This window comes from Bradyrhizobium sp. CB2312 (genome assembly GCF_029714425.1).
Taxonomy (GTDB): domain Bacteria; phylum Pseudomonadota; class Alphaproteobacteria; order Rhizobiales; family Xanthobacteraceae; genus Bradyrhizobium.
Map to the genome: position 1 here is coordinate 6,981,894 of NZ_CP121668.1, position 15,000 is coordinate 6,996,893.

10 protein-coding genes and 1 pseudogene are annotated in these 15,000 nt (G+C 64.3%); 2 read left to right on the forward strand and 9 right to left on the reverse strand.

Annotated elements, in window-relative coordinates:
- Nucleotides 1-67: 67 nt before the first annotated feature.
- From QA642_RS34065 to QA642_RS34080, 4 genes are all read right to left on the reverse strand, one after another.
- On the reverse strand, nucleotides 68-2,434 hold the full coding sequence (locus QA642_RS34065) for an MMPL family transporter (protein WP_283080794.1): 2,367 nt from the start codon (nucleotides 2,432-2,434) through the stop codon (nucleotides 68-70).
- 205 nt (nucleotides 2,435-2,639) lie between these two features.
- Nucleotides 2,640-3,422 (reverse strand): ethanolamine ammonia-lyase subunit EutC, encoded by a 783-nt coding sequence (gene eutC / locus QA642_RS34070; protein ID WP_283080795.1) that lies wholly within the window; start codon nucleotides 3,420-3,422, stop codon nucleotides 2,640-2,642.
- 6 nt (nucleotides 3,423-3,428) lie between these two features.
- Nucleotides 3,429-5,015, reverse strand: a complete 1,587-nt coding sequence (locus QA642_RS34075) for a B12-binding domain-containing radical SAM protein (RefSeq protein ID WP_283080796.1) — start codon at nucleotides 5,013-5,015, stop codon at nucleotides 3,429-3,431.
- A gap of 156 nt (nucleotides 5,016-5,171) precedes the next feature.
- The gene (locus tag QA642_RS34080) at nucleotides 5,172-6,554 is read right to left on the reverse strand and encodes an ethanolamine ammonia-lyase subunit EutB (protein WP_283080797.1); all 1,383 of its coding nucleotides are present in this window, start codon (nucleotides 6,552-6,554) and stop codon (nucleotides 5,172-5,174) included.
- Between the two features lie 220 nt (nucleotides 6,555-6,774).
- On the opposite strand from QA642_RS34080, the gene QA642_RS34085 reads away from it, so the two are divergent.
- Together QA642_RS34085 and QA642_RS34090 are read left to right on the forward strand one after the other, a co-directional pair.
- A complete protein-coding gene (locus QA642_RS34085) occupies nucleotides 6,775-8,514 on the forward strand; it encodes a HAMP domain-containing methyl-accepting chemotaxis protein (RefSeq protein WP_283080798.1) in 1,740 nt (579 codons plus the stop codon).
- A gap of 390 nt (nucleotides 8,515-8,904) precedes the next feature.
- The gene (locus QA642_RS34090; RefSeq protein WP_283080799.1) at nucleotides 8,905-9,339 is read left to right on the forward strand and encodes a low molecular weight phosphatase family protein; all 435 of its coding nucleotides are present in this window, start codon (nucleotides 8,905-8,907) and stop codon (nucleotides 9,337-9,339) included.
- Between the two features lie 442 nt (nucleotides 9,340-9,781).
- On the opposite strand, the gene QA642_RS34095 is transcribed toward QA642_RS34090, so the two are convergent.
- The 5 genes and pseudogenes from QA642_RS34095 to QA642_RS34115 all read right to left on the reverse strand — a co-directional run bounded on the left by QA642_RS34095 (nucleotide 9,782) and on the right by QA642_RS34115 (nucleotide 14,889).
- A complete protein-coding gene (locus QA642_RS34095; RefSeq protein WP_283080800.1) occupies nucleotides 9,782-10,192 on the reverse strand; it encodes a hypothetical protein in 411 nt (136 codons plus the stop codon).
- A 146-nt stretch (nucleotides 10,193-10,338) separates the two neighbouring features.
- Nucleotides 10,339-11,550, reverse strand: coding sequence for a hypothetical protein (locus QA642_RS34100; protein WP_283080801.1), 1,212 nt, complete (start codon nucleotides 11,548-11,550; stop codon nucleotides 10,339-10,341).
- Between the two features lie 585 nt (nucleotides 11,551-12,135).
- Nucleotides 12,136-12,873 (reverse strand): annotated as a pseudogene (locus QA642_RS34105) (acyl-CoA dehydrogenase family protein); the annotation flags it as partial.
- Between the two features lie 31 nt (nucleotides 12,874-12,904).
- On the reverse strand, nucleotides 12,905-14,116 hold the full coding sequence (locus QA642_RS34110) for an ABC transporter substrate-binding protein (protein WP_283080802.1): 1,212 nt from the start codon (nucleotides 14,114-14,116) through the stop codon (nucleotides 12,905-12,907).
- Between the two features lie 197 nt (nucleotides 14,117-14,313).
- On the reverse strand, nucleotides 14,314-14,889 hold the full coding sequence (locus tag QA642_RS34115; protein ID WP_283080803.1) for an HdeD family acid-resistance protein: 576 nt from the start codon (nucleotides 14,887-14,889) through the stop codon (nucleotides 14,314-14,316).
- Between the last annotated feature and the right edge of the window lie 111 nt (nucleotides 14,890-15,000).

The following is a 15,000-nucleotide window of genomic DNA, read 5'->3' on the forward strand; positions in this document are numbered from 1 at the left end:
TCCTCGGAACGAAAATCGGCGCAGTCGTTCAGACTGCGCCGATTCCATGTCCGGTGGATGAAGCCGCTCAGATCGCCGGCTTGTCGGGGCCCTGAAGCCTGGCGTGCAGGTTGATCAGCCACATCGCCGTCGGCCTGAGGATGAAGAGGTCGGCGACGAGCGCCATGACCATCGAGAAGGCACTGAGCCAGCCGAACAGCCGCAGCGACGGCAGGTCGGAGAACACGGTGACGACGAGGCCGCAGGCCAGCACCACCGTGGTCAGGATCAGCGCAGGTCCCACCAGCACGGTCGCCCGCTCCACCGCGAGCGCCGAGCCGACGCCGGGCTTACTCTCCAGGCGGAGGCGATTAAGGAAGTGGATGGTGGCACTGAGGCCGAGACCGAACGAGACGGTGAGCGCGACGACGCTGGCAAATTGCAATCCCTCGCCCATCGCCCACAGCACCGTTCCCGACATCACGACGGGGAAGATGCCCGGCAGGATGCAGGCGAACATCACGACCCATGAGCGGAAGGCAAGGCCGATGAAGAGCGCGACCAGCGCGAATTCAACCGTGAGGCCGCGGTTCAGCTTCTCGATCATGCTGGCGGAGTTGCGCGCGGCAATCGCGGCAAGACCGGTCACCGCGATCTCATAGCCGGGATGCTTCTTGCGAACGGCGTCGAGCTCGGTATCGAGCTTGTCGACGATCGGCAGCAGCTGGCTGGAATCCTTGTCCGGCACGCGGCCCGCGACCACGACGGCATCCTGCTCGGCGTCGATGAAACGCCGCACCAGATGCTCGGGGATGACGCTGACATATTCCTTCAACGTCGCGACGTCGGCGCTGCCGGCCTTTTCCGCGAGCCAGCGGCGCAGGGTCTCGAGCGACCAGACGTTGCCGACCCCGGCCGCCTTCTCCACCGTCGCGTGCACGTCCGCGATGGTCTGGAGCGTCTCCGGCGAATACAGCGTCTCACCCTTGGGGAACTGGATCAGCACGTTGACCGGGTTGGCGCCGGTCAGCTTGGCGTCGAGCCGGTCGCTGGCGGCGACCGCCTGGCGCTTGTCCGGGACCTGGTCGGCGAGCCGATAGCGCGGCTCCAGATTGGCGTAGATGACGCCGAGGCCGCCGACGAACAGCACCGCGATCAGGCTGAACAGGCCGGGCCGGCCGACCATGCGCACCGCGATCCAGTAGCAGAAATTGCGCAGCGCCTGCACGCCGGCATCGGCGCCCTGGAACTTGACCGCGAAGACCTTCTCGTTGCGCACGAACAGCACGCCGAACACCGGCACCAGCGACAGCACCGCGACCAGCGCGATGATGGTGGCGGCAAGGCCCGCCTCACCGAACTTGCGGATCAGGTCGGAGTCGGAGAACTGGAGCGCGATGAAGGAAATGCCTGCGGTGCCGTGCGTCAGCACGCAGGCCGGGCCCACCACCAGCACCGCGTTCTTGAATGCGGTGAACTTGTCCTGCCCTGCGATCAGCCGGTCGCGCGCGGCGAAGGTGAGCTGCATCGAGTCCGAGAAGCTGATCACCATGATGAGCGGCGTCATCACGTTCAGGAACATGTTGAGATTGAAATTGGCCCAGCCGAGCGCGCCGAGTGCCAGCAGGATCGCGATCATCGGCGGGAACGCCGCCGCGATCATGAAGGAGATCTTGCGGAAGAAGATGATGGCGATGACGCAGCCGGCGAGAATGCCGAGGATGTTGTAGGTCAGCCCGTCGCGCTCGACCGCGTTGCGGATCTCGAGCTGCATCACCGGCACGCCGGAGAGCTGCACGTTCAGCCCGGTATCGCCGAGATCCTCCTTCATCAGCGCGCGGATGTCGCCGACGGTCTTGGTCAGCTTGCTGGAGGCGACCACCTCCGGATCGAGCGACAGCACGATCAGCGCCAGCGTGCCGTCCTCAGAGAGCAGCTTGCCGCGGATGATCTCGTTGTTCTTGACGGTCTCGATGAACTTGTCATAGGCCGCGCCCTCGGGCAGCTCGGGCGGGAACAGCGCCGCCGGCAGCTTGCCCGGCGCCGGTGCCTGGCGCGCCGAGAACAGCGAGACGAGGCCGCGGGTGCCTTCGACCAGCTGCATGTCGGTGATGAAGTCGCGCAGCTTCTCGAGGTTGTTCCGCGCCAGGAGATTCTTGCCCTCGACCACGACGAGGACGTCGAATTCCTCGGCCGGGAACTTCTTGGTCACCTCTTCATACTGCCTGAATTCGCGGGTGTCGGAGCGGAACAGCTGCGACAGCGAATCGTCGATCTTGATCCGGTGGATGCCGAACACGGCGCCGACGATCAGCGCGAGCAGGATGATGCAGGAGACGATCGGCGCTCGGACCGCGATCAGGCCGAGGCGTTCGAGCCCGAAGGCGATCGAGGACGCAGGTCCCTGCTCGACCTTGTCGACATGAACCTCACTCTCGCTGTGCTTTTCGAGCATGCCTTATCCAGTTCCTAAATCGGCTCAAGCTGTTGGCTTATGGCGTCCCGTGAACGGCTTGAAAATGCCATACCAATGGGAGGCTTGCCCTTTGAAATTGCGCGGAAAATCGCCGGCAGCGGTTTAGCAGGTCAAAAGGCCTTTTCGCAAGCAGGCGGAGGGCAGCCGAATCGATCAAGATGCGGCGATTTTGCCGGAATGCCCGTCATTCGGGCCGCGCCGTACCGATTCGACGCGGCGCGCGGTCGGCGCTCTCGTCCTTCAGCGCCACCCCGGTGACCTCCCGGGCCAGCCCCTCGCGGACCAGCCAGGCGATCTTGAAGGCGGCCTCGTCATAGCCCAACCCGGCCTTGTGGATGTTCGAGACGCAATTGCGCTCGGCATCGCTGCGGCCGGGCTTCGGCGCGAAGGTCAGATAGGCGCCGAGGCTGTCGGGCGCCGACAGGCCGGGCCGCTCGCCGATCAGCATCACGACCATGCGCGCACCGAGAATCGCGCCGATCCCGTCGCCAAGCGCGACGCGCGCGCCTGAGGCGACGACCAAATGGCCGATCGCGACATCCCCTTCCGCAAGCAGCGGCAGGAGGGATTCCACCAGCGCCGCCGCATGGGCGTGGACTGCGGCCGCCGACAGGCCGTCGCCGATCACGATCGCGAGCGGGCACGGTGCGGAAGCACTTCGTGCCAGTAGCTCAGCCGAGCCGGCATCGAGCTGTCGTCCGAGATCCGGCCGGCGCAGATAGTCCCTGCGATCGACCGCCTGGCTGCTCGCCTCGGTGACGACGAGGCCGAGCGCGCGGAGATCGGCAGCGAGCCGCGGCGCATCGAACACCGCATGCACGGCGTCGCGCGCGCGGGCATGATCCAGCGTGAAATCGAGTAGGGGCTTGGTCGGCACGCTCGCGCCGCTGCGGCCGAGCGCAACGCGCGCGGGTGTGAGCGACCGCAGATCAAGGGTCGGACGGCGCGGAACGGCCGGATCAGACATGTCGCATCATTCTGCGGGAACGGCAGCCTCGCGCAGCCGCAGCGAATAGTTCGACGCATTCTGCTGGCCGCTGGAGGCCGCGCGCGCGAAGGTGATGAGATGGTGCGCGATCAGGGTGCAGCCGATCAGGCCTTCGAGATCGCCGCGCTTGATGCGACCGAGCGCGAACTTCCAGAACACGCGCCTGTAGTTGCCGAGCACGCCGACCTTCCAGAAGATGTTGCGCATCATGACGAGACCGCGCCGGATGTTCGGCCAGGTCTTCATCTCGTCCGGCACCGGTATCTTGAGGCGGTGGGGATAGACGTGATCGCACTGATACTGGAAGCGCGCGTAGACCTTCTCGGGCTCGTAGGCGACGGCCATGGCGTGCTTCCAGGACGCGACGACGTCGTCATAGGGCAGCAGGAAGTCGACGTTGGAATCGCGCCCGTCGTCGTCGATCAGGCGCCCTTCCCGCTCCAGCCGGTCCCACAGCGGCGTCTTCGGCAGCGCCTGAAGCAGGTTGATGGTGAGCAGCGGAATGCGCGATTCCTCGACGAAGGCGAGCAGCGCTTCGGATGTATTCGGCTTGTCCGTGTCCAGGCCCATGATGATGCCGGACACCACCTCCATGCCGTAGGAGTTGATGGTGCGCACACCCTCGAGGATCGGGACCATCATGTTGTGGTCCTTGTGCATCGCCTTCAGCGCGTCGGGATCGGGCGTCTCGATGCCGCAGAAGATGGTGATGAAATAGGCCTCGCGCATCTTCTCGAGGATCTCGGGCCGCTTGGCGATGTTGAGCGTGGCCTCGCAGGCGAGACGCACCACGTAGCCGGTCTTCTTCTGCCATTCGATCAGATGCGGCAGCAGGTCCATCGCCGCCTTGCGGTTGCCGATGAAATTGTCGTCGACGAAATAGACCGTGTCGGTCATGCCGCATTCGCGCAGGCGGTCGAGCTCGGCGATGATCTGCTCCGGCGTCTTGATGCGCGGGTTGCGGCCGTAGAGGCCGGGGATGTCGCAGAACTCGCACTGATAGGGACAGCCGCTGGAATACTGGATGCTGCCGAGGAAGTATTTCTTCACATCGGCGAGCTCATAGGCCGGGATCGGAAACTCCGTCATCGGCACGCGGTCTTTGGTGGTCAGCACCACCTGTTCGTCGGGACGCGAGGTGTCGCGCGAAAGAATCTCGATCAGCTGGTTGGTGGCGTCGCCAAGTTCGCCGACATGGAGATAGTCGAACGACGGATAATAATCCGGGCAGGCGCTGACGGAGGGACCACCGAGCGCGACCGGCAGATCGAACTCATGGGCGCGGCGGCAGATGTCGTTCATCTGCTGGCGCTGGATGTGCATGCCGCTGACGAAGACGGCTTCCGCCCATTCGAACTCGTCCTTCGTGGTGCGGCGGAGATTCTCGTCGACGAATTTGACCTGCCAGTCCTCAGGCAGATAGGCGGAGATCAGCAGCAGGCCCTGCGGCGGCATGAAGGCGCGGACGCCGTCGGTCAAGGGATAGGAGTGCTCGAACGTCCCGAACGACGAGGTGTATCGCGGAAACACGCAGAGAATCCGCCGGGCCGTACCGTTGCTTTCAGCTCGCATCAAAGCTCCCCCAGCCACGCTCGACAGATGGTGCGGAAATTGCCAGCAGACACATAGCGTAACGCTGCCGCCGGAATTTCTCAATATTGTGGCAGCATCTTAATTCGCAAAGCCCGCCAATGGTTTCCTCTCGGGGATCTGGGCGCTTCAGCGCCCTCATGCGATCAGCCGCGAGGCAAAATCGGGCAGCAGGCCTGCATCGCCGGCAAGGCGGAAATCGGCGCCTGCAATGCCTGACTGCACCAGCCAGTCGTCGAATTCCGGGGCACGGCGCAATCCGAAGACGTCGCGGACATAGAGCGCGTCGTGAAAAGACGTGGACTGGTAATTCAGCATGACGTCGTCGGCGCCGGGGACGCCCATGATGAAGGTGACGCCGGCCGCCGCGAGCAGCGTCAGCAGATTGTCCATGTCGTCCTGGTCCGCCTCGGCATGGTTGGTGTAGCAGATGTCGATGCCGAGCGGCAGGCCGAGCAGCTTGCCGCAAAAATGATCCTCCAGCCCGGCGCGGATGATCTCCTTGCCGTCATAGAGATATTCCGGGCCGATGAAGCCGACCACGCTGTTGACCAGCAATGGCGCGAAGGCGCGGGCGACCGCATAGGCGCGCGCCTCGCAGGTCTGCTGGTCGACGCCGTGATGGGCGTTGGCCGACAGCGCCGAGCCTTGGCCCGTCTCGAAATACATCACGTTCTCGCCGACCGTGCCGCGCCGCTGCGACAGCCCGGCTTCTCGCGCCTCCTTCAGCAAGGCGAGGTCGATGCCAAAGCTGCGGTTGGCGGCCTCGGTGCCCGCGACCGACTGGAAGACGAGGTCGACAGGCACGCCCTGCCCGATCAGCGACAGCGTCGTCGTGACATGGGTGAGCACGCAGCCTTGCGTCGGGATCTTCAGCCGCGCGATGATCTCATCCAGCAGCCGGAGCAATTGCGCGATCACGGCAGGATCGTCGCTGGCCGGATTGATGCCGATGCAGGCATCGCCGGCCCCCAGCAAAATGCCGTCGAGGATCGAGGCTGTGATGCCCCTCGCATCGTCGAACGGATGGTTGGGCTGAAGCCGCGTGCTGATTCGGCCCTTGAGGCCGATGGTGTTGCGGAAGGCTGTGGTGACCTCGCATTTCCGCGCCGCCAGGATCAGGTCCTGGTTGCGCATCAGTTTTGAGACCGCAGCCGCCATTTCCGGGGTGATGCCGCCCGCCAGCTTGCGCAGGACTTCGGGCGTCGCGGCATCCGACAGCAGCCAGTCGCGGAAGGCGCCGACCGTGAGCGAGGCGACCTGCGCAAACGCTTTTGCGTCGTGGCTGTCGATGACGAGGCGGGTGACCTCGTCGGCCTCATAGGGGATGACCGCTTCCTGCAAGAACTGCCCGAGCGGGACATCCGCCAGCGCCATCCGCGCCGCGATCATCTGCTCGGCGCTGGCGGCGGCGATCCCGGCCAACCGGTCGCCGGAGCGCGGCGGGGTTGCCTTGGCGAGCAGGTCGCGCAGATCGGGGAAAGTGTAGGTCGTGGCATCGATGGTGTGGCGGTAGACCAAGGGCCTCTCCGGGACTCGTCGGCCAGCGGCCGACTCCAGGGACTATCCTGAAACTATACCTTCTGATCAAGACGCTGAAATATCTTACCTTTCTTTCGACTAAGGGCGAAGGGGGCGACGGCGCATGTTAACGCTGCATCCACCTTCGTTCTGCATAGTTTTGCATCAATTCTAGACGACCGCACTCTCCGGCCGCTCCCGGCCATTCGGGCTCCGCACCATGACATCAGACCGATCTGGGAATGCCGCCGGGCTGGCAGGCCGTTTCACGCTGACCGCCAAGCTCTATGCGATCTTCGCGCTGTTTGCTCTGCTGACGGCGGCGATCGCGATGCTGTCCGACTACAACAGCCGCCGCAGCGCCGAGCTGACCAGCGCGATCGAGACCGCCAACGCCGCTGCGCTGAACGTCGAGCGGGTCAATTCGCTGGTCTACGCGGTCGTGATGGAGTCGCGCGGCGTCTACATGTCGACCGAGCCTGCCGTCGTGAAGAAATACGGCGATGGCCTGCTCAAGTTCAACGCGCAGATCCTCGAGGTCGTCAAGCGCTGGGAGACCATCGTCAAGGCGGACGATGCCGAGCAGTTCGCCACCTTCAAGAAGCGCATCGAGCAGTTCGTCGAGTTCCGCAAGGAGCTGGTGCGCCGCGGCGTCGAGATCAACGCGGCCGCGGGCCGCGAATGGGGCGACAACAACGCCAACCGCACGGTGCGCTCGGCGCTGAACAAGGATCTCGAGGCGCTCTCCAAGGTCTATGCCGAGCGCGCCAAGCAGATCGCGCACGAGACCGAGACCAACCGCACCCTGTCCTTCGTCCTGACCTGCCTGGGCGGCCTGGCACTGGTGCTGGTCGTGATCGGCATCGTCATCATTGCCCGCTCGATCGCGCGGCCGCTCTCGGCCATCACCGCGACCATCAAGCAGGTTGCCGACGGCGCCGAGGATGTCACGGTGCCGCACACCGAGCGCGCCGACGAGATCGGGGCGCTGGCGCGCGCGATCCAGGTCTTCCAGGAGGCCATGGACCGCAACCGCAATCTGGCCTCGCAGGTCTCGCAGGACTCCGCGACGCGCGAGGAGCGCGCCCGCCACATCGAGACATCCGTCGAGGCGTTCCGCGAGGCGATCGGAGCGATCATGCGCGGCCTCAGCGACAACGCCACCGTCATGCGCGAGACCGCGCAGACCATCACGCGCGCCACGGCGAACGCCAGCGGCCGCGCCGGCACGGCGGCCAGCGCCACCGAGCAGGCTTCAAACAACGTCACTGCGGTGGCGGGCGCGGCCGAGGAACTGTCAGCGTCGGTCGAAGAGATCGGTCGCCAGGTGCGGCAGTCCGCGAGCGCCGTCGAGCAGACCGGCCAGCGCACCGAGAAATCGATCGCCGAGATCGAGAGCCTAGCTGCCGCCACCCAGCGCATCGACGGCGTGCTCAATCTCATTCAGGCGATCGCCGAGCAGACCAACCTGCTCGCGCTCAATGCCACCATCGAAGCCGCCCGCGCCGGCGATGCCGGCCGCGGCTTTGCCGTGGTCGCCCACGAGGTGAAGGCGCTGGCGGGCCAGACCGCCAAGGCCACCGCCGAGATCGGCGAGAACGTCTCGATGATCCAGAGCTCCACCCGCAACGCGGTCGACGCGGTGCGCGAGATCGGCGGCGCGGTGCGCGAGATCAACGAGGTCACCTCGGCGATCGCCGGCGCCATCGGCCAGCAGGACCAGGCCACGCGCGAGATCTCGTCCAACGCGCAAAGCGCGGCGCAGGGCAACGAAACGCTGGTCGCCAACATCACCTCGCTGCGCGACGCCATCGGCGAGACCGACACGGCGGCATCCTCCGTGCTGACCGCCGCGAGCAGCCTCACCGCAACGGCCGCAACGCTGTCGCGCGAGGTGGAGACGTTCTTCCAGAACCTGCGCTCGGGAGCGGCCGACAGCCGCATCGCCAAAGCGGGATGACAAGGCGGGATGACAGCGGTTCCGCCCGCTCCAACAAAATATCGAAAACAACCCCATGCACAGTAGCCGGGGTGAGCCTTATCAACGGCTTCGCTGCCCCGTGCAGCGGTTGTGCGGATTTTACGAATTCCTTTTGACACGTCGGGCAAAACACTGGCATGATGTCAGTATGCCGATCCTGCCCGTAGCCGCGCGATGCTTCCATTCCTCATCCCATCACTCCAGCGCTGGATATGCATTCCCCCTCGAGGAGTGCGTCAGGTCGAATGTCCAGCACTTCATCGAAACTTCTATCTGGCGATGTACTATACGGGCTAGTCACGCAGGCTGCCGCAAACGGCAAAAGACGATCATCGCCGAAAGCACAACTCAATGAACAAGAACAATCGCGTGCTGTTTCTCTGCACCGGCAATTACTACCGCAGCCGTTATGCCGAAGAGATCTTCAACCACCGCGCCAGGCGCGAAGGACTGGATTGGCTTTCCTTCTCGCGCGGCGTCGCCGAAGCACTTTCGCCGGAAAACGTGGGCCCCATCTCGATTCATACGCTGGACGCCCTGCAGGCGAAGGGCATCGCGCCTGATGGCGCTGCGCGGAATCCGGCGCTGTGCACGACCAGCGACTTCGCGGACGCGGCGCTTGTGATTGCGCTGAAGGATGCCGAGCATCGCCCGATGATCGAGCGCCGCTTTGCCGGCGTCGCCCATCGTGTCGAGTACTGGGACGTGGATGACATCGAGTATCTCGATGCGCCAACGGCGCTGGGCAAGATCGATGAGCTCGTTGGGCAGCTGATCGGGAGCCTGCAAAGCCGCTCCCGATAGACGGCGTTGCTCCGCCGTCACACCGTCAGCAACGTCTTGATCGCGCGGCGCTGGTCCATCGCGCGCGTAAGGAGCTTGCGCGCCGGTGGCAGCCCTAGAGCATCATGGAAGCGAGGACGATCAGGCCGATCGCGGTCAACCCCCAAGCCAGCGAATGCATTGCCCACGGCCGCATCGTTGTACTCCGTCCGGGTCTCCTGCGCTCAGCATGAAACGCCCGGGCGACACGCACGGCTTGAGGTAGATCAATGATTGAAGATGAGCGCAGAGACGACGGCCACAGTGAAAGCACCGGCCGCAATGGCGATGACGCGCAGGAGAAGCTCGTTGCCCATGCCCAAGACTAACATGGGTTAAGCCGGGCAAATTATGCAATTTGTGCCAGAATGGACCGTTCGGACAATGCGCCGCTTCGATAGGCCGGGTTAGTCCGCCGTTGCGCCTATTTCGGCAAACATTCCACATTGTAGGCGATGATGATCTGGCTGGGGTCAGCCTTTCCCAGGCTCTTCAAATCTTCCAGGCCACTCTTCAGCCTCTCGCCTGCGTGGCTCAGGCTGGACTCGAGCGTCGTCTTTGCCGCCCTGCATCGCTCTTCGTTCGAGAACTCCTGAAACACGACGGTCGGCAGCAGCCGCCATTCCGCCTTGTCGTTCGTTGCGGCCGGACTGACCGAATAGGAGAAGACGTACATCAGGACCCACATTGAGGGGCTCCCGTGAGATGCGGTACTGGCCGTATCCGGCCACGCGGCGCCGTGTCCTGCTTGATCCAGATCAACGATATGGTGGGTCTCGCGCGGCCGCGCAGCCATTCCCATGGCGAAGGCCTCGATAACGAAAAGCCCCGGCATGCGGGCCGAGGCTTGCGATCCAGCCCGCGTACATCCGGCGAACCGATCGTCGACGCAGAGATTAGCCGCGAATTTTGAATAGATGATGACGGACTAGCATCGACAAAATGTCGCGCCGGGTCGGAACCGGATCGCGCATCGTGGGACTATCGTTCCGAAATCGCTTTTTGATCGACGAAGATCCGAACGCGGCCGATATCCTCGACCTCACGATAGTGGCTCAGCTCGAGCTTGAGCTCGGGATCGGAACTGGCCCAGGCCAGCCAATCGAACGGAACCGAGCTCAGCATGTAGGTATCCACCAGAATTACGTCGGGGCGGCCGCTTCGCAGGTCAGCCAACAGTTGTCGACGCTCGAAATCGATGATGCCGTCCAGCTTTGCCCGCTCGCCCTGACTGAGCTGCGGGTTTCTCTGCTGCATCATCGCGCCGGCCGCCAGCATTTGCACACAGGCATTGCCCGCCCAGGTCCCCTTGATCTTGCGGACGAGCGGATGTCCCAGAGCGATGTGATCGGTGATCGTGATCAGCCGCGGGTTTTTGACGAGGCCCGCGATACGCTCCTCCAACGGAGGAAAGTGCCGGACCGGTACGGACAGGCAGAAGCCGATGAACACGATGGCAGCGAGGCCGCCGATCATGACCGGCAGGCGCAACGTCCTGGCGCGAACATGCAGCAACGGCGCGGCGATCGCAAACATGCAAAGCGCGAATGCCGTGTAGGTCCAGCCCTTGCCTTGCAGAACGAAGCTCGCGGCGCCGCCAACGGCCGCGGCGAGCCACGGGGTTGCCTCGCCGTCCAGCTTGAAGTGTTGCGGAGCGACCAGGCGCAGAAACGCGATGGAGGCGAAGATCACGATGGCCGGAAAGTAAAGCAGATCGCCCAGATTCATCCTCAACGGTACATAGGTGGCCGCGACCATCGGAGCATAGGTGAACAGATACTCGGGAAAGGCGAGAGCGAGCACCGCGCCGTAGCAGATGACGACGGCTGCGGCTGCGCACGCTTCAGCGGTGAACAAGGGCCTGAGCGAGCGCTGGCGCAAGGCGGCAAGGATGATCGGAACGCCTGCCACGAGCGCGAGATGCGGCTTGATGCTCATGGCGAGCCCGGCCCCCAGCCCCGCCACGACCGCAACCGGTCCGGGGCCAAGGCCGCGCCAGCGGATCGCGGTAATCGCGACGAAAGGGGTCAGTGCAATGACGGCGATGTGCTCGCGCTGTCCGAACACGGCGCTGGGAAGGATTGCGAACAGGAAGGCGAGCAGGCACGTCGCAAGACTTCTCTCGCCAGCGTCCAGCCCTGCCGTCACGGCGGCGCGGTCGATCACGACGAGCGCGCCGACGATCTCGATCATCACCAGGATGATCACGAAGATCTCGGGCGCAAGACCGGTCGCACGCGCCAGCATCAACGCGGGCATGTACAGGTAGACCGAGAGCGGCGGATTCACCTCGAAGACGTTGACCCCGAGCTTGCCGCCGTCCAGGACCTTCTCGCCTCCGGTCAACAGGCAGCCCAGATCCGCGTTGAGAACGACGGGCATCTGAACAAGCAAGGCCGTCAGCAGGATCGCGGCCACGATCATCCAACGGTGCTTCATGCTGAAATTGCTTCCTGACAGACCCGGGGCGCGGCCGCCTCTCGTGAGGCCGGCAGAAGCGCTCTCCGCGGGCGGGAGCAGTCTATTCTCTTCACCTGCGTGAACCTGCCGTAGAGCGCGCTCAGCGCCACTCTCAACAGTAGTCGTTACTATTGTGCTACAACGATCTGAAACAATGCTGCAATAGCCTCGAATAATGCCGTGTCATGACCGGAGGCAGGCCAGCGGCGGCCTTCTCATTCTCGCCGATAACATAAAAACATAACATATAACACAACGTTGCGCCGGCGATCCCTGCGGTGCCCGACTGCGCATCCGTCTCGGCCGGCGGCTAGCGGCCTACCTCATCACCCCGCCGCGCTTGATCAGCTCCTTGCCGACCGCGGCAAGGTGCACCTGATCCGGCCCGTCGCCGATGCGGATGAAGCGGGCGTAGACGTAAGCACGCGCGAGGAACGTATCCTGCGAGACCCCGGCGGCGCCGTGGATCTGGATGGCGCGGTCGATGACGCGCGCGGCCATGCTGGGCACCACGATCTTGGCCGCGGCGATCAGATCGCGCGCGGCCTTGTTGCCCTCGCGGTCCATCTTGTCGGCGGCCTGCAGCGTGAGCAGGCGCGCCTGCGCGATCTCGCAGAAGGAGTGCGCGATGTCCTCGCGCACCGAGCCCTGCTCGGCCAGCGGCTTGCCGAAAGCAACGCGGGAGACCGACCGCTGGCACATCAATTCCAGCGCGCGCTGGGCGCAGCCGATCAGCCGCATGCAATGATGGATGCGGCCGGGGCCGAGCCGCCCCTGCGCGATCTCGAAGCCACGGCCCTCGCCGAGCAGCATGTTCTCGGCGGGCACGCGGACATTCTCATAGACGATCTCGGGATGGCCAACCGGGGCGTCGTCGTAGCCGTAGGTGAGCATGTCGCGAATGATGCGCACGCCGGGCGTCGCCTTCGGCACCAGGATCATGGATTGCTGGCGATGGCGGTCGGGATCATCGGGCGCGGTCTTGCCCATCACGATCAGGATCTCGCAATCCTCGTTCATCGCACCCGAGGTGAACCATTTGCGACCGTTGATGACAGAGCCCGCTCACCCCACTCGTTGCCTCGCTTCACGTCCCGCGCAAGAGCTCGCTCGCGACGACCCAGTCGTTGCCGTCGAACTGGAGCATGTAGCCGTCCTTGATCGGGCGGAAATCCTGCGGCGTGGTGTTGAGGGTGATGCCAGGCATCAGCAGCGAGAGCGGCACGTTCTTCAGGTTGGCCGCCTGCGCCATGATGTTCTCGCGCGTCAGATTGTCCTTGCATTGCTTCAGCAGCACCACCAGCGCCTCGGCGACGGTGTAGCCGTAGAGCCCGGCGACGTTGTTGATGTCGGCATTGGGCAGGCGCTTCTTCATGAACTCGATATAGGCCGTCATCGCCGGATCGTCCTTCGGCTGCTCGACGAAGGGTTTCAGCGAGCCGAGCGAGAGCACGCCCTTGCCGGCATCGAGGCCGGCAGGCGTCATCACCGTCGCCTTGTTGGCGCAGCCGCTCGCAAGGAAGCGCGTCGGCTGCCAGCCGACCTCATGCGCCTTGCGAATCGCCTGGGCGCAGGCGCGCGGTGTCACCGAATAGATCATAAAGACGTCGGCCTTGGTGTTGGCGAGCGTCAGCACCTGGGAATCGACGGTGGGATCGGTGACCTCGAAGCTCGACGCCATCGCGATCGCCTTGTCGGCGTCGGCGCCGAGCGCCTCCTTGACGCCGCGGAAATATTCCTTGCCGGCGTCGTCGTTCTGGTAGAGCACGGCGAAGCGCGCATTCGGGTTCTTGGCGCGGGCATAGGCGACGTCGATCGCAGCCTCGCTGGTGTAGTTGGGCGCCCAGGGCAGCGCCATCGACCACGGCATGTTGGCGGGATCGTTCCACTTCGAAGCCGAGCTGATCAAAAAGATCTGCGGCACCTTGTTGCTGTTGAGATATTTCGCGATCGCCGAGCTCGGCGCGGTGCCCATGGTCGCGAAGATGAAGGCGACCCCGTCGCCTTCGACGAGGCGCCGCGCGGCCTCCATGGTCTTGGGCGGCGAGAACGCGTCGTCGAGCGAGATCAGGTTGAGCTTGCGGCCGTTGACCCCGCCCTTCTCGTTGACCTCGTCGAAATAGGCGGAGATCACCCGGCCGGTGATGCCGAGCGGCGAAGCCGGCCCGCTATAGGGCATGGTGTTGCCGATCTTGATCTCGGTGTCGCTGACACCAGGACCGTAGGATTTCTGTGCGAACACGGGTGTGGACAGGCAGGCGGCAGCTAGCGCTGCGGCCAGGGCCCAAGCGGCTTTCATGGTTTCTCCCCGATGATTTTCGCCGCGCGAGGCGACACGCGGCGTGCTGCTTCTTGTCAGCGCGTCAGATCAGCGGAGTTCCGCAAGAGGGTCTTGCGTCGAGTTGCTGGTAGCTAGTGCCTCAGGTTGTTGCTTGAGCATGATCTTTTCGGAAAACCGCCGCGCACTTTGCGCTAACGCGGCCGTCCGGGTCCGGATCATGCTCTCCGCTTCAGGCTCAAGCCGAGGCCGATCCAGCCCGCGCCCGCCATGATCAGGTCGATGCCGAGGAACAGGCCGAGGATGTAGACGCTGTTCACCGGCCAGCGCGCCACGATCAGCAGACCAAGCAGCAGCGTGATGGCGGCCGAGAGTGCCACCCACACCCACGGGCTTTCGCGCTTCATGCTGAAGGCGAGAAACAGCCTGACGGCGCCGGAGGCGATCAGCGATATGCCGAGGAAAAGCGTCAGCAGGACTGCCGCGAATAGCGGGTTCTCGAAGGTGAGGAAGCCGGCGATGACGTAGAGCACGCCGAGCAAGGCCCAGATCAGGAACTTGCCCCAGCTCTTCATCTGGAACGCACCGATGATCTCGGTGGCGCCGGCGACGATCATCATGGCGCCGACCACGATCACGCTCGCCACCGTCGCCATCACCATGCTGCCGAGCGCGATGAAGCCGGCGATGAGATAGACGACGCCGAGCGCGACGATCCAGCCCCATTTGGCGTGAAGCGCCGTGATACCCGAGCCGAGGCTTGAAGGATGAGTCGTATCCGAAGCACTTGTCATGGCGGCCACTCCTGCATGCAAGCCCGGAGGCACACGCCAGGATAGCACGAGCCGAGCCGGGGCGACAGCATCAGAGCAGCCCTCAGCGACAGCAACATTGACGCAAATCAA